The sequence below is a fragment of the Parvularcula mediterranea genome (assembly GCF_013085255.1).
Taxonomy (GTDB): domain Bacteria; phylum Pseudomonadota; class Alphaproteobacteria; order Caulobacterales; family Parvularculaceae; genus Parvularcula; species Parvularcula mediterranea.
Window position 1 is genome coordinate 32,959 of sequence record NZ_JABFCX010000003.1, and the last position, 14,327, is coordinate 47,285.

Sequence of the window (14,327 nt, forward strand, 5' to 3'; positions counted from 1 at the left end):
GCGGCTTTACCTTAATAGTCGGTAGTCGAACGATCCCATTCGCGGCTCCGCAACGGACGGCCTTTATCCTCTTGCGCATCATCGGTTTGCCTTGAGGATTGAGGGGAGCGGCTAGGATGGTTGGTCGGAGAGAAGCACAGGGTACAGTGGACAAGTTCCAAAGGCTTGCCTGTCTTGAAGCGGTCAAACGACAGAAGATCGTCACACCAGAAGATGTCGCCCGCTGGTGCACCCTGCCCATGGCCGACGTCCTGCGCCATCTCGGCGCCCTCAAGCATGAGGGCAAGGTCGAAGAGAAGGCTGGGGTCTTCTCCGCCCGCTGATGATCAGCTGATCTCGAAATCCTCTGGCAGATATCCCGGATCGGGGTGCTGCGGATTCATGTCCTCAAGCGCACCGCGCACCAGCCGCGCAATGATAGCGTTCCTGCGCGACTTGGAGTCGGACGGGACGATGTACCAGGGCGCATGGGTGGTAGAGCACCGCTCCACGGCCTTCTCGTAAGCCTTCATGAAGTCAGGCCACAGGGCACGGTCCTCAAGATCACCCGGGTTGAACTTCCACCGCTTGTGGGGTTTCTCCAGACGGGCCTTGAGGCGCTCTGCCTGCTCATCCTTTGAAACGTTCAGCATACACTTCACGATCGTGGTCCCGGTCTCGACCAGCAGCTTCTCGAAAGCGTTGATCTGCTCGTAGCGCTCAGCAATCGCATCTTTGGGTGCGAGCTTCCTGACCCTGGCAACGAGGACGTCCTCGTAATGCGATCGGTCGAAGATCCCGATGAATCCCTTCGGCGGCACCGCGTCATGCACGCGCCAGAGATAGTCTCGCGCCAGCTCGCTCGAGCTTGGCTTCTTGAAGGCTTTCACCGTCATGCCCATGGGCGAGGTTGCGCGGAAGACGGACTTGATGGTCCCGCTCTTGCCCGCAGTGTCCATGCCTTGAAGGACAACGAGCAGCGCGCGCTTTCCTTCCGCATAAAGACGGTCCTGCAGCTCATCGATAGCAAAGGCGTCTGCTTCTGCGCTGGCGACTGCGTCCTCTTTCAACTCGAAGAGAGTCTCGTCGCGGGCGGGGTGGTCACGCAGGTCGAAATCATCGCCGGGGACGGCCATGATGCGTTTTCGGACCTGTTTGAAGCTCGGTTGTTCGGTTCCCATCCGCCAACCTTAGGTCGAGGAGGGCTCCGGGTCCATTGGGTCTGAGGATTCCGTTAACGCTGCGGGCAGCTCCCGCTCCGCGAACTCCGGTTTGAAGGCGAGGGTGCCGACAAGAGAAGCAACGGCGCCATCTGAGATGTCACGCGGATGGTTTTGCCCATCGATCACGGGCACCACTTCAAAGTCGAATGGCGACAGCCCCTCAAGGCAGGCCGCGTTGACGCCGACATGCTTGGGGTTCGAACGCCGGATATGGTGGGTGTAGATCCCGCAAACCCCGCAGAAATAGTGCTGTGCCGTATGGGTCCCGAAGCTGTAGACCCCCAAGGACTCAAAGCCTTTGTAGACCTTCATCGCCGACTTCTCGGCGGTCAGCGCGACCGCGCCGCGCATTGAACAGAAAGAGCAGTTGCAGCGCGTCGCCGTCTCCAGCCCGCCCAGCAGCTCCACCTCGAACCTGACCGCGCCGCAATGGCAGCGCCCCTCGAAATGCGTTCCCATAATGAAGTCAGTAGACGGGTTCGGTTATTGGGAGAAGTCTCTCGGACACCTCAGACGCTTCGGTGGCGTCACAGGAGTTTTGGCCTGCTCGCGTACAGAAATCCGACCTGATGAAGCTCCCATAAACAAGGCTTATAAACAAAGTTATCGTTGCAAAAACAACAACAAGCCACCTGTCAAAAATCCTCTTCTTGAAATCGTCTATTCGAATCCGAGAATCTACTATACTTTCCAATGCTCTCGAAGCACTCCCTATATATTCTTCACTTTCAGACAATGTGCTCTGTAGGTTGCCAAAATCTTCTATTATGGTCTTTTCTAAATCTTCTGTGAGTAATATATATTCGTTTATCGACTTATATACTTCTTCAGACGTTTTATGGTCTAGATAACCCTCAAAATTCGTTATTTTCACTAGCCTTTGAAGGTCTTTCCGAATTTTTGGTGTGGACTTATTACCGAAAGACGAAACGGATTTTTCGAAGGATTTCATACGGACTAGAGACGCAACTGAATCGTCTCGTGCTTCTCGGAGAGAATTTATCGCGATTTGTTTACGGACTTCGACCGGGTGAGCAAGTATAGATATAACAAAAGAGATCAAGAAATACGTAGATGTCGCGAAAAGAATCCAAAATAGAATATATTCTGGCAAAAAGAAGCTATTTCCCGGAAGGTCAAATCGCCCATCTGTTTGACCAAAGAAACTATAAAGGAATAAGGCGGAGGAGCTTACGCCAAGAGCAGTTCTAGTTTGATATAGCTGATTTTCGAACTCCGACATCTACTTAAATCACACCAAGCTCACGCCCGACCTTGCTGAAGGCATCCACCGTTCGCCGGACCTGCTCTTCGGTGTGCGCAGCGTTCATCTGGGTCCTGATCCGGGCCTTGCCGCGGGGGACGACCGGGAAGCTGAAGCCTGTGACGAAGACACCTTCATCCAGAAGCTTTGCTGCCATCTCTTGCGCGACTTTCGCGTCGTAGAGCATCACCGGGATGATGGGGTGCTCGCCTTCGAGGAGGTCGAAGCCAGCCTCGGTCATCAGGGTACGGAAGAGCTTTGCATTGGCAAAGAGCTGCGCGCGCAGGTCATCGCCTTCGCGAACCAGCTTCAGGGCCCGGCGCGAGCCCTCGACAAGGGCAGGGGCTAGCGCGTTGGAGAAGAGGTAGGGCCGTGCCCGTTGACGCAGCAGGTCCACGACCTCCTGCCGTGCACAGATGAAACCGCCCATGCCCCCGCCAAGCGCCTTGCCGAGCGTGCCGGTGAGGATGTCGACCTTGCCCATCACCCCGCAATGCTCGTGCGTACCGCGTCCGCCTTCGCCCATGAAGCCCGTGGCATGGCAGTCATCGACCATCACCAGCGCGCCATATTGCTCCGCCAACGCACAAACTTTGTCAAGCTGCGCTATATAGCCGTCCATCGAGAAAACGCCGTCGGTGACGACCAGCTTCGTCCGCGCGCCCGCTTCATCAGCAGCCTTCAGCTGCTCTTCCAGCGAGGCCATGTCGTTATTGTCGTAGCGGAACCGTTGCGCCTTACACAGACGAACCCCGTCGATGATCGAAGCATGGTTGAGGCTATCCGAAATGATTGCATCTTCCTTGCCAAGCAGTGGCTCAAACACCGCGCCATTGGCATCGAAGCAGGCGGCAAAGGTGATCGAGTCCTCAAACCCCAGCCACTCGGCGATCTCCCGCTCGAGGAGACGGTGATTCTCCTGCGTCCCGCAGATGAAGCGCACCGACGCCATGCCGTAACCGTTCATCTCCGCGCCGACCTGCGCCGCTTTGATCAGCTCGGGATGGTCCGCGAGGCCGAGATAGTTGTTCGCGCAGAAGTTCAGCGCCCTGATCTCGCGGCCCTCATGGCTGATCGTCACCTCCGGCGCCTGGCGTGAGGTGATGAGGCGCTCGGGCTTCGTCAGGCCCTCCTCGTCGATCTCCTGAAGGGTGTCACGGATGCGGGCATAGAAGGTCTCGGTCATGGCCCGCTTCTGCCGGAGCGGCGGCGGCAAGGCCAGTGCTGACTGCTGATGCCTGTGACGCAGCAGGGTTCCTTGCGCTAGGTCACCCCTCCCCGACGGAGACGACCATGCAGCAGCCTTCAGGAACGCACCTCGCCCAGATCAACATCGCTCGCGGTTTCGCGGCCGTGGATAGCCCGGAGATGAAGGGCTTTGCCGAGCGCATCGACGCTGTGAACGCGATCGCAGAGCGCTCAGAAGGTTTTGTCTGGCGCTTCACCGGAGAGACGGGGCAGGCGACAGACGTTCGCTTTACCAATGACCCCAGGGACCTCCTGAATATCTCCGTCTGGGAAACGCCGAAGCACCTTGCGGACTTCGTCTTCAACACCGCGCACCGGAAGGTCTACGCGCGCAAGGCCGAATGGTTCGAAGCGCCTAAGGGGCCGACCTTCGCCATGTGGTGGATCAAGGCTGGCGAAATCCCCACGCCGGGTGAAGCCCTGGACCGGCTGGAGCACCTCCGTGCCCACGGATCATCACCAGAAGCCTTCACATGGGCAGACCTGCCCGAGGCAAAAGCGATCCTCGAGCGACGCTGCGCTTAAGTCAGTGCGCGCGCCGCTGACGGAAAACCGGATCCCACTTTTCCTGCGTCGCTGCGCCTAGCGCGCAGAGTCTTCCTTCGAGGCGCGGGCGGCGTCGAGCATGCCCTTCCACGTCGCCTTGCCACCGGACTGCAGGATGCCTGCACGGTAGATCCGGCCCATGAACCCGATGAGGAGAAGGGCCGAGCCTGCAAGGATCGTGGTCCCAGCGATGATCTCCCACATGGGCGGGTTCGAGGAGAGCCGCAGCATCATGGTGACGTGGCTGTAGAGTGGAATGAAGGTCAGCACCTTGGCGATCACACCGTTCGGATCATCGACGATGATCCCGGCAAACGCGAAGGTCGGCAGCAGAACAAGAAACGTCAGCGGCGTCGACAGGTTTTGCGCGTCCTGAATCGTCTCGCAGAGCGCCCCGATACCAAGATAAACCGCGCCGATCAGCATGTAGCCGAGCACGAAGTAGAGGAAGAAGAACGGCACCAGCGGACTGCCGAGAAGCACGTCACGGACGAGGCCGAAGAACTCATCCCCTGCGCCAAAGAAAGTCAGAACTGCGATCCCCACCGCGCCGAAGAACACCATCGGGGTCAGGCCGACGAGCGCCAGCGCCACGAGCTTGCCGACCATGAGCTGTCCTGCGGACACGGACGAAAGGAGCATCTCGACGATCTTGTTCGACTTTTCCTCGATCGTGTTCGTGAGCAGCATCGAGCCGACGGAGAAGGCGCCGAAGAAGAGGATGTAAGCGAGGCCGAAGGGCAGCAGCGTCTCGATCCGGTCGCGGCGGCGTTGCTCGACGTCCTCGGCCTGGGTCCCGGCTTTCACCGTCCGAAGGCTAGCGTTGAGGCCGGTGATCCGCACCACGTCCTCTTCGCTCAGGCCCTCCGCCAGAAACGCCTTACGCTGAAGATCATCGCTGATCGCGCGCCTGACGAAGGTGGCGATGGATTCGTCATTGAGATTGTCGGTGAGGTAAACCGCCTCGGCGTCCTCCTCCTGCCCGAAGGCTTCGGGGATCAGCACGACACCGGTGAGGCGGCCACCTCCCGGGACGTCCTCGTCGCCGCGCATGTAGGGCGCATAGGCCTCGCCGATGACGTCAGCGCTAGCGTCCGCGGGCAGCTCAAGCTCCAGATCCACGATCCGGTAGCGCTCCCGCGGCGCTTCGATCGGCGGCAGATCGGTCGCCACCAGCTCTTTCAGCTGGCGCGAGCCTTCCTCAAGCCCCCCCTGTTCAAAGAAGGCTTCCCGGCGCGCATCCGTCCTGTCGTCAGGGCGGAATGGCGGCTTAAGGTCCTGTCCATCAACAAGCCCGGTGCTTTCGAGGCCGAGGACGAATTCGTCATAGCGCTGAAGAATGCGCCGCTCGCGGTTGGTATCGACCGCGTCTTGAATGATCTCTTCATACTGACCGGTCCGGTCGATCACCGTGAAGGTCTTGGCGGACTCAGTCGCCTCCTGAAGCATCACCACGCCGACGCCGAACACCATCGCGAAAGGGATCAGCAGCAGGAAGGCGATGAAGCCCTTGGTGAAGACGTACTTCCGGTACTCGTGGCTGATAATCTCGAAGAGCGCGCTCATGCTGTGGCCTCCTGACTGGCGCCTGCGAGGCGGAAGAAGATGTCGTGGAGGGAGACCTCCTCGCGGCCAAAGCCGATGACGGTGATGCCAAGCTGCAGCGCTGCGGCGAGGATCGCCTGCGTGTCCGCGCCATCGCTCGTCTGGAGTGCGAAGCGGTTCCGGCCGAGAGGCTGGACTCCCGTAACGCCAGCCTTGCCCACGAGCGCAGACGGATCATCCGTAGTCGTCAGGATCAGTCGGCGCTCATAGGCCTCGCGGGCTTCGTCGATCGTTCCTTCAAAGACTTTCTCACCGTTCTTCACCATCACGAAGCGGTCGCACAGTCGCTCGGCATGCTCCATCGTGTGGGTCGAAAAGAGGACCGTCGCGCCTTCCTGACGGAGGCTGTGGATCAGGTCTTCGAGCAATTTCTGGTTCACCGGGTCGAGGCCAGAGAAGGGCTCGTCGAGGATCAGGAACTCGGGCTCATGGGTGAGCACGGACAGAAGCTGGATCTTCTGGGCATTGCCCTTCGACAGCGTCTCGATCTTGTTCTGGGCGTACTGCTCCATGCCGAAGCGTTCGAGCAGTTCATTCGCCTTCTTCTTCGCCTTCCCGCCGGGCACGCCCTTGAGGCGGCCGAAATAGGCGATCGTGTCGACGGCCTTCATCTTGCGGTAGAGGCCGCGCTCCTCAGGCAGGAAGCCGACCCGCAGGCGGCCCTTGCGAAGGTCCTCGCTACCGAAGAGGGAAATCTTGCCCCCCGTGACGGGAAGGATGTCCATGACCATGCGGAGGGTCGTGGTCTTCCCCGCGCCGTTCTGGCCGAGGAAGCCGACGATCTCGCCCTTCGACACCGAAAAGGAGACGTCGGAGACGGCGGTGAAATCGCCAAAGCGCTTGGTCACGCCTTCAAGATTGAGAACCATGGGACCCCCGGGACACGCCCTCTAGTCAAAGGCGAACTCGCATCGACAATCAATGCGGCAGTCGGCGCTAGCCTGTTCTTTTTACAAAAATCCGAACGTCAGCCGGGGATGAGCCCGCAGAGCGCTTCGAGGATCTCCGCCTCCCGCGCTGGCTTGGCGAGGGCAGGGGCGTCCGGAAACGTCTTCTGAAGCCACGGCGATTCGGCGGCATGGCCTGAGTGGAAGACGAAAGGAATCGCCATCTGGCGCATGGCGAGGGCGAGAGGTGTCACTTCGGTGCTGCCGACCATCACATCCAGAAGAGCCATCGAAAAGCGCCCCTCGCTTGGGTCGAGAGCCGCAAAGCCATCGGAAACGCTGCCGGCGATCTCCACGTCCGCGCCGTGGCGTTCGAGGAGATCCGAAAGGTCGATGGCGATGAGAAATTCGTCTTCGACAATCAGGATTCGCTGGTCCTCGAGGCAGTTATCCCACCCCTTCTGGCCCTTCAAAAGTGGGCGCTGACGCTGAAATCCTGACGACATCGGTCTGAGACTGATCCTGTTCGTAACTGCCCGCAGCTCAAAAAAGACTGCAGATTCGGGGCCTTGAAGGAGAAGCGGTTTGTCCGAGCGCCACCGCTGAAGGCGCGTCTTTCCTGCCCAATTTTCTTTTACCCGATCCGCCCTTAGGATCGCGTTATGGACCTACATACACTTCCCGACGTCTCTGTCTGGGCCGCTCCCGTCTATTTGATCCTGATTGCGGTCGAGGTCTGGTTCCTCTCGCGACTCGGGCGGGGAGAGGAAGTCCGGCGCGATCTCTGGACCAACCTCGCCATGGGGACCGGCAACGCGATTGGAGGACTGTTCCTCTTCATGGGCGCTGCGGCGTTCTTCTTCTGGATGTGGGAGTTCAGGGTCGCCGACTGGGGCTTCACCTGGTGGAGCTTCCTCGCCGCGATGGTGGCGAAGGACTTCACCTATTACTGGGTCCACCGCTTCCAACACCGCATAAGATGGGGCTGGGCGAGCCATGTTATCCATCACTCGAGCCAGGGCTACAACCTCTCAACCGCGCTCAGGCAGCCCTGGTTCAGCGTTCTGACCGGGACCTATCTCTTGGGTCTTCCTTGGGTAATCCTCGGGGTGCATCCGGCGCTCTGGGCGTTCTGCGGAGGTCTGAACCTCTTCTACCAATTCTTTATCCACACTCAGGCCGTGAAGAAGATGCCGGGCTGGTTCGAAGCGGTCTTCAACACGCCGAGCCACCACCGGGTGCACCACGCGACCAACCCGAAATATCTCGACACCAACTACGCGGGCATCCTGATCATCTGGGACAAGATATTCGGCACCTTCGAGGCCGAGGACGAAGCGGAGCCCTGCGATTTCGGGCTGGTCAGCAATATCGAGAGCCAGAACCCGCTCTTCGTCGCGACCCACGAATATGTCGCCATCGCCAAGGATGTGACCAAGCCTGGCCTCAAGCCGATCGAGCGCTTCCGCTATGCCTTCGCGCCGCCAGGCTACAGCCATGACGGCTCGCGGCTTTCGACCGCAGAGATCAAGGCTCAGGCGGGAGCACGGTTGTCGGGCGGACAGACCACCTCTATGTGCGGCGCTCACGAAACAGAAGCGAGCGCGCCTTGAACGCCCTATTCGATCTGATCCTCGCCATCCTCGGTCTCTACCGGCTCGTCCTGATCATCACGATCGTCATGAGCTGGCTGTTCACGTTCGGGGTGATCAACCAGTACAATCAGGTGGTCTCGGCCATCTGGCAGGTCTGCACCAAGCTGACCGAGCCGATACTACGGCCCATCCGGAACGTGCTTCCGTCGATGGGCGGGCTCGACCTGTCGCCGCTGATCGTCTTCTTCGGTATCCTCTTCCTCGAGTCGCTGATCCGCAAGGACATCGCGCCTGCGCTGACCTAACGGAGGCTCCTGATGAGCGGTGCACTGATTGACGGCAAGGCGGCAGCTGCGGCGCTCCGCGCTGACGTGGCCGAAGCGGCCCTGACCCTTCCGCGCAAGCCCGGCCTCGCCGTGGTCCTCGTGGGGGATGACGCGGCGAGCCAGGTCTATGTCGGCTCGAAGGAGAAGGCCGCGGGCAAGGCCAACATCAACGGCCAGGTCCACCGCATGCCGGGTTCTTCAACGCAGGCCGAGGTGCTCGCGCAGGTGAAGGCGTTGGCCGAAGACGATGCCGTGGATGGCATCCTCGTCCAGCTGCCGCTTCCGGGTCATCTCGACGCTGACGAAGTCATCGCGACGATCCCGCCGGAGAAGGACGTGGACGGACTGACCGAGGCGAGCGCCGGCGCGTTGGTCCTCGGCCGGGAAGGGCTCACCCCTTGTACCCCGCAGGGCTCGATGCGCCTGATCCGGCAGGTCATGCCCGATCTCTCCGGCAAGCACGCTGTAGTCGTTGGCCGGTCGATCCTAGTCGGCAAGCCGCTGGCGCTGATGCTGCTCGCAGCCAATGCCACTGTGACGATGGCTCACTCCCGGACGAAGGACCTCGGAGCCGTCTGCCGCGAGGCTGACATCCTGTGCGTTGCCGTGGGCAGGCCAGAAATGGTCACCGCGGACATGGTGAAACCCGGCGCAATCGTTATCGACGTCGGCATCAACCGCGTGGCGGAGAAAAAGCTCGTCGGAGACGTGGCCTTCGAGGGCGCGAAAGAGGTCGCGGGTCACATCACGCCTGTCCCCGGCGGCGTCGGTCCCATGACCATTGCCTGCCTCCTCGCCAACACCGTCGCGGCATCCGCGCGGCGTCAGGGCGTTCCCGTTCCGGAGAAGCTGCGCTAGTCGGCCTCGAGGAGGAACACGCCAAACCACTGGCGCGGATCCGTCCACATCTTCGCGATCTTCCAGCCCGACGCTTCAGCGATCCGCGTGAAGCTCGCCTCGGTGAACTTATGCGAGTTCTCCGTATGGAGAAGATCGCCCTTCGCGAACTGGAACCGCTCGCCGCCAACGGCGATCTCGGTGTCGCTCATCGCCAGGTTCCCCAGCTCGATCCGCTCGGCATCACTGTTCCAAAGGGCGATCGCCTCAAAGGCATCAAGATCGATCTCGGCGTCGAGTTCCGTCTTCATACGGACAAGGACATTCTTCGTGAAACGCCGGGTGACGCCCTCGTCGTCATCATAGGCTGCGAGGAGCACGTCCTCGTCCTTAACGAGATCAACCCCGACAAGAAACCGCGAGCGATCGCCCAAGGTCTCACGGGACTTGGACAGGAAATCCTGCGCGCCACCTTCCTCGAAGTTTCCGATGGTGGAGCCCGGGAAAAAACCGAGCCGGCACGTCGCGCCTTCGAAGGATTGCGGCAGCTTCACCGCGTTGTGGAAGTCGCCCACCACACCGGTCACTTGCACGGCAGGAAAATCAGCCCTCAGGCGCTTCTCGCTATCGCGTAGAAAATCCTCCGCCACGTCGATCATAACGTAGGCTGAAGGTTTCATCTCTTCGATCAGCCGCCGCGACTTGATCCCGGCACCTGACCCGAACTCGGCAATCGCCGCATCCTCGCCGCAGATGGCCCGAAGCTCAGGATAGACTTCTTCCATCACCTCTGCCTCGGTGCGTGTGACGTAGTAATCGTCCGTCTGCGTGATCTCTTCGAAAAGCTCCGACCCCGTCTGGTCGTAGAGCCATTTCGCGGGGAGGGAAGGTTGAGGGCGCTTCAGCCCTTCAAGGACGTCGCGGAGGAAGTCTTCATTCACGGCGGGCCTTTGTAAATACGCCGCGCCGGATGCGGCGCAGGAGGGACCTAGGTCGCAAGCCAGCCTTCATCAACCTTTGTCGTCAGTTGGCAGTATATTCCTTGTACCAATCAACAAAGCTTGCCAGCCCTTCGCCGAGCGAGGTCTTCGGGTCATAGCCAAGCTTTGCGCGGGCCTTGTCAATATTGGCCCAGGTCCGGCGAACATCACCCGGCTGCATCGGCATTAGGTTACGTTTGGCTTGCTTGCCGAGGTGTCGTTCGAGCGTCGCGATGAAATCGCCGAGGGTTTCGGGGCTGTCATTGCCGAGATTGTAGACCTCATGGGGCACATCGCCCGTCGGCGCATTGTCGAGCGCCCCGATGATCCCCGCGACGCAATCGTCGATGAAGGTGAAATCGCGAGCCATCTCGCCCTCACCGAAGACATCGATGCTCTCGCCAGCCATGATCTTCCGGGCAAAGATCATATACGCCATGTCCGGCCTGCCATAGGGGCCATAGACCGTGAAGAACCTCAAGCCAGTCAACGGCAGGGCGTAAAGCGAAGCGTAGCTCTCCGACATCACCTCACAGGACTTCTTGGTCGCGCCGTAAAAGCTCACCGGGTGGTCCGTTCGGTGCTCCTCGGAGAAGGGCACTTCTGCGTTCCTGCCGTAGACGGAGGAAGACGAGGCGTAGACCGTGTGCTTCGCGCCGATGGCGCGGGCAAGCTCCAGGATCTCGGTCTGCCCGGCGAGATTGCTCGCGGTGTAAGCTCTTGGCGCCTCGATCGAATACCGAACCCCGGCTTGCGCTGCGAGGTGGATGATCCGGTCGATACCCTTGTCCTTCAGGGTCTCGGCAAAGCCGTCCTCACCGATATCCGCCCCGATGAAAGTGAACCGCTCGTCCGCCTTGAGGAGATCCAGCCGAGTTTCCTTCAGACGCCGGTCATAGTAGCTGTTGAGATTATCGACACCGACGATGCGTTCCCCGCGGGCCATCAGGGCCCGGGCGGTGTGAAAGCCGATAAAGCCTGCAGCGCCGGTGATAAGAAGCGTCATAAGATGCCGTTCAGTGCGTCCTGAGGGAGGACCGTAATCATGAGCAAGGCCGCAATAGGGATCCTAGGCGGGTCGTTCAATCCGCCCCATGAAGGTCATAGGAAGCTGGTGCAACATGCAATGCGCAAGCTGTCACTCGGAGGAATGCGCGTCCTCGTCACGGCGCAGAACCCGCTCAAGAAAGCTTCCGACTACGCCCCGCTGTCCGAGAGGATCGCCCAGACCAACGAAACCATGCGCGGCATGGTCAATGTCCGCGTAGCGCCAGAAGCTGACGTGGGCCCGGTCTACGCCGTCGATTCGCTCAAGCGGCTCCTGACGCGCGAGCCGGGGACGCCTTTCATTTATGTCATGGGCGCAGACAGCTTCGCCGAGTTCCACCGCTGGCATCGCTGGCGGGACATTATGGCGATGGTCCCAATCGCGGTCATTTCGCGCCCCGGATACCGTGTGCAGGCCATGCATTCCGTGGCTGCCAGGGCGTTTGCGCGGGGCAGGGTGCAGGAGCGCGACGCGGTGACGCTGAGCATGCGAGACGCCCCCGCATGGTGCTATATCCACGGCCTCGCCCGGACCGAAAGCTCAACAGCGTTAAGGCAAGCGGGCTGACCCCTAACAAAAGGGGTCAAACGGTGCTATCTTGGTGAGGCTCCCGGCAGAGGGAGTGCTGACAGGAGAAATAGGCTGAACATTCAGCAATTTGAAAGCGGCGCTGCCGCTCCGAACGCCGCAGAACTGGACAAGACGGGCAATCTGCCTGTGGGTCCCGATGCCGCCGAGCTCGTCAAGCTGGTCATGGACCGCCTCGACGAAGAGAAAGCCGAAGAGATCGTCGAGATCGATCTTGCTGGCAAATCGGACGTGGCTGATTCCCTCATCATCGCTTCGGGTCGCTCGCAGAGGCACGTCGGTGCCCTCGCGGACAAGATCGCCCGTGCGCTGAAGGAAGTCGGCATCGGTCAAGTGAAGACCGAGGGCCTTCCGGCCTGTGACTGGGTGCTGCTCGATGCAGGGGACATCATCGTCCACCTCTTCCGGCCCGAAGTGCGCGACTTCTACAATCTCGAGCGGATCTGGGCGCCTGAGCGCTTCAAGCCGGCGGAGTAATCCCCGGTGCGGCTCGAGCTCCTCGCCGTCGCGAGGGAGCCGAAGAATGATCCCCTCGGTGAGGCTGCGGACGACTACCTGAAGCGGGCGCGCGGCGTTGCGCCCTCGCTCGGGCTCAAGGGTCCTGACAGCCGCTTTCTTCCTCCTGCGAAGGGCAGCGATCCGCTGCGCGAGGCGCAGCTCTTGCGCGACGCTATCAAGGGGCAGGCGGTCCTCCTCGATGAGCGCGGCACGCAGATGACCTCGCCGGAGATCGCCCAGCTCATCGCCGCCAAGCGCGACAGCGGTGTCCCTGCGCTCAGCTTCTGTATCGGCGGAGCGGATGGCTTCGACAAAGCCTTCCGCGAAGACGTGCGGGCAGGGGGAGGCAAGCTCTTAGCCTTCGGCAAGGCTGTTTGGCCCCATGCGCTCTGCCGCGTGATGCTAGCCGAACAGATCTACAGAAGCCTCGCGATCCTTTCGAACCATCCCTATCATCGCGGCGGATGATGATTCTCACCCTCGCCCTCTCTTTAGCCCTCGCCCAGCAGCCGCCTGCCGAACAGGAGCGGCTGGAGGATCTTGAGCGCCGTATCGAAGAGCGCGAGCGTTCTGCCGAGGAGATCCGCGACCGGACCGAAGACCTCGAAGGCGTCCTCGAACGCCTGAAAGGGCAGGTGGTCTCTACTGCTTCCGCCATCCAAACCGCCGAAGCGCGGGCCACGGCGCTGGAGCAGGACCTCCAGAACATCGAAGCCCGCGAGGCCATCGCCCTCGAAGAGCGCGACGCGCGGGCGTTGGAGCTGAGCCAAGTGCTCGCCGCGCTGCAGAACCTCGAGCGCTCCAAACCGCCTGCGCTGGTCGTCTCGCCGGACGATGCCCAGAAGGCGGCGCTGGCAGCGATCACCCTCTCGAACCTCATGCCCAGGCTCCAGGCCATCGTCGAAGCCCGCAAGACCGAGATCGTCGAACTCGCCCGCCTGCGCGAGGAAAAGCGCCAGGCGCGGGCCGACCTCGACAACACGAACGCGGCCCTGCTTGAGCGCCGCCGCCTCCTTGAGGGCCTCCTCGAAGAACGCCAGCAGGTCTACGATCAGGACCGGGCTGCCCTCCGCCGGGTGGAGCAGGAAGCCCGCCGCCTCGCCGCCGAGGCCTCCGACATCCGCGAGCTGCTGCGGCGCCTCCGCGACCTGCCGTCGAGCGAAGAGATCCTCAGCCGCTACCAGCAGAGCAGGCGCGACCGGGACCTTCCGAGCCGCTTTACCGAAGCCAAGGGCCTCCTCGAGCCTCCCGTTGCGGGCGTGGCGACCGGCGCATTCGGAGAGCGCGATGATCAAGGCGAACGGCGCAATGCGTGGGAGCTCAGGACCCGTCCCGGTGCGGTCGTCACGGCGCCCTTCTCGGGTGTCGTCCAATGGGCCTCGACCCTCGGCACGGTCGGCAACGTCCTCATCGTCGACGTCGGCAACGGATATACCAATATCTTCATAGGCATAGACCGCTTCATCGTCCGCGAAGGGCAGCGCGTGAGCTCAGGCGAACCGATCGGCGTCATGTCGCCCCGACAGAATGGGCCGATCCTGCAGTTCCAGGTTCGCCGCGACCGCCAGCCTATTGATCCCGCCCCGTGGTTTGAGGGCGGCGGCTGATTGTTTGTCCATATTCCGGCCAAACCGGCCCTTGGCCTTGGACATGAAAACGACAAAGTGACAGGTTTCTGTCAAAGGGCTGCCTCTATAAGGCAG

Annotated in this window: 18 protein-coding genes; 9 read left to right on the plus strand and 9 right to left on the minus strand. The window is 61.1% G+C overall.

Features of this window, described 5'->3' with window-relative positions; translation table 11 throughout:
* Positions 1-146: 146 nt before the first annotated feature.
* Positions 147-323 carry a hypothetical protein gene (locus HK107_RS09010; RefSeq protein ID WP_173198925.1) on the plus strand — a complete coding sequence of 59 codons (177 nt, stop codon included), beginning with the start codon at positions 147-149 and terminating at the stop codon, positions 321-323.
* 3 nt (positions 324-326) lie between these two features.
* Here the strand turns inward: HK107_RS09010 and HK107_RS09015 are convergent, their stop codons facing one another.
* The 4 genes from HK107_RS09015 to HK107_RS09030 form a co-directional block, all read right to left on the minus strand.
* Positions 327-1,160, minus strand: coding sequence for a PPK2 family polyphosphate kinase (locus tag HK107_RS09015; RefSeq protein WP_173198928.1), 834 nt, complete (start codon positions 1,158-1,160; stop codon positions 327-329).
* Positions 1,161-1,169: 9 nt separating this feature from the next.
* Complete coding sequence (locus HK107_RS09020) at positions 1,170-1,661, minus strand: GFA family protein (RefSeq protein WP_173198930.1); 492 nt, start codon at positions 1,659-1,661, stop codon at positions 1,170-1,172.
* Between the two features lie 7 nt (positions 1,662-1,668).
* Positions 1,669-2,154: a hypothetical protein gene (locus tag HK107_RS09025; RefSeq protein WP_173198932.1), complete on the minus strand. Its 486-nt coding sequence runs from the start codon at positions 2,152-2,154 to the stop codon at positions 1,669-1,671.
* Positions 2,155-2,449: 295 nt separating this feature from the next.
* The gene (locus tag HK107_RS09030; RefSeq protein WP_173198934.1) at positions 2,450-3,652 is read right to left on the minus strand and encodes a glycine C-acetyltransferase; all 1,203 of its coding nucleotides are present in this window, start codon (positions 3,650-3,652) and stop codon (positions 2,450-2,452) included.
* A gap of 107 nt (positions 3,653-3,759) precedes the next feature.
* Here HK107_RS09030 and HK107_RS09035 point away from each other — a divergent pair, with 107 nt between their 5' ends.
* Positions 3,760-4,239: a DUF3291 domain-containing protein gene (locus HK107_RS09035; RefSeq protein WP_173198936.1), complete on the plus strand. Its 480-nt coding sequence runs from the start codon at positions 3,760-3,762 to the stop codon at positions 4,237-4,239.
* Between the two features lie 57 nt (positions 4,240-4,296).
* Here HK107_RS09035 and HK107_RS09040 read toward each other — a convergent pair whose 3' ends face one another.
* The 3 genes from HK107_RS09040 to HK107_RS09050 form a co-directional block, all read right to left on the minus strand.
* A complete protein-coding gene (locus HK107_RS09040; protein WP_173198938.1) occupies positions 4,297-5,826 on the minus strand; it encodes an ABC transporter permease in 1,530 nt (509 codons plus the stop codon).
* Positions 5,823-6,734: an ABC transporter ATP-binding protein gene (locus HK107_RS09045; RefSeq protein ID WP_173198940.1), complete on the minus strand. Its 912-nt coding sequence runs from the start codon at positions 6,732-6,734 to the stop codon at positions 5,823-5,825. The genes HK107_RS09040 and HK107_RS09045 overlap by 4 nt, the downstream gene beginning before the upstream one ends.
* Positions 6,735-6,832: 98 nt before the next feature.
* The gene (locus HK107_RS09050; protein WP_173198942.1) at positions 6,833-7,225 is read right to left on the minus strand and encodes a response regulator; all 393 of its coding nucleotides are present in this window, start codon (positions 7,223-7,225) and stop codon (positions 6,833-6,835) included.
* A 189-nt stretch (positions 7,226-7,414) separates the two neighbouring features.
* Here HK107_RS09050 and HK107_RS09055 point away from each other — a divergent pair, with 189 nt between their 5' ends.
* From HK107_RS09055 to folD, 3 genes are read left to right on the plus strand one after another with little or no spacing between them, the layout of a single operon-like run.
* A complete protein-coding gene (locus HK107_RS09055) occupies positions 7,415-8,365 on the plus strand; it encodes a sterol desaturase family protein (protein ID WP_173198944.1) in 951 nt (316 codons plus the stop codon).
* On the plus strand, positions 8,362-8,652 hold the full coding sequence (locus tag HK107_RS09060) for a YggT family protein (protein WP_173198946.1): 291 nt from the start codon (positions 8,362-8,364) through the stop codon (positions 8,650-8,652). Before HK107_RS09055 ends, HK107_RS09060 begins: the two co-directional genes overlap by 4 nt.
* Positions 8,653-8,664: 12 nt before the next feature.
* A complete protein-coding gene (folD, locus tag HK107_RS09065; protein WP_173198948.1) occupies positions 8,665-9,531 on the plus strand; it encodes a bifunctional methylenetetrahydrofolate dehydrogenase/methenyltetrahydrofolate cyclohydrolase FolD in 867 nt (288 codons plus the stop codon).
* On the opposite strand, the gene egtD is transcribed toward folD, so the two are convergent.
* Both egtD and HK107_RS09075 read right to left on the minus strand, forming a co-directional pair.
* Positions 9,528-10,451, minus strand: coding sequence for an L-histidine N(alpha)-methyltransferase (gene egtD / locus HK107_RS09070; protein WP_173198950.1), 924 nt, complete (start codon positions 10,449-10,451; stop codon positions 9,528-9,530). The two genes, folD and egtD, sit on opposite strands and share 4 nt — an antisense overlap.
* Before the next feature lie 82 nt (positions 10,452-10,533).
* Positions 10,534-11,496, minus strand: a complete 963-nt coding sequence (locus HK107_RS09075) for an NAD-dependent epimerase/dehydratase family protein (protein WP_173198953.1) — start codon at positions 11,494-11,496, stop codon at positions 10,534-10,536.
* 39 nt (positions 11,497-11,535) lie between these two features.
* Between HK107_RS09075 and HK107_RS09080 the strand changes: the two genes are divergently transcribed.
* The 4 genes from HK107_RS09080 (at position 11,536) to HK107_RS09095 (ending at position 14,231) form a co-directional block, all read left to right on the plus strand.
* Positions 11,536-12,105 (plus strand): nicotinate-nucleotide adenylyltransferase, encoded by a 570-nt coding sequence (locus HK107_RS09080; protein ID WP_173198955.1) that lies wholly within the window; start codon positions 11,536-11,538, stop codon positions 12,103-12,105.
* Positions 12,106-12,231: 126 nt separating this feature from the next.
* Complete coding sequence (rsfS, locus tag HK107_RS09085) at positions 12,232-12,603, plus strand: ribosome silencing factor (protein ID WP_408636687.1); 372 nt, start codon at positions 12,232-12,234, stop codon at positions 12,601-12,603.
* A gap of 6 nt (positions 12,604-12,609) precedes the next feature.
* Positions 12,610-13,092, plus strand: a complete 483-nt coding sequence (locus HK107_RS09090; protein ID WP_173198957.1) for a 23S rRNA (pseudouridine(1915)-N(3))-methyltransferase RlmH — start codon at positions 12,610-12,612, stop codon at positions 13,090-13,092.
* Entirely contained in the window at positions 13,089-14,231 is a 1,143-nt protein-coding gene (locus HK107_RS09095) for a murein hydrolase activator EnvC family protein (RefSeq protein WP_173198959.1), read from the plus strand. Before HK107_RS09090 ends, HK107_RS09095 begins: the two co-directional genes overlap by 4 nt.
* Positions 14,232-14,327 lie beyond the last annotated feature (96 nt).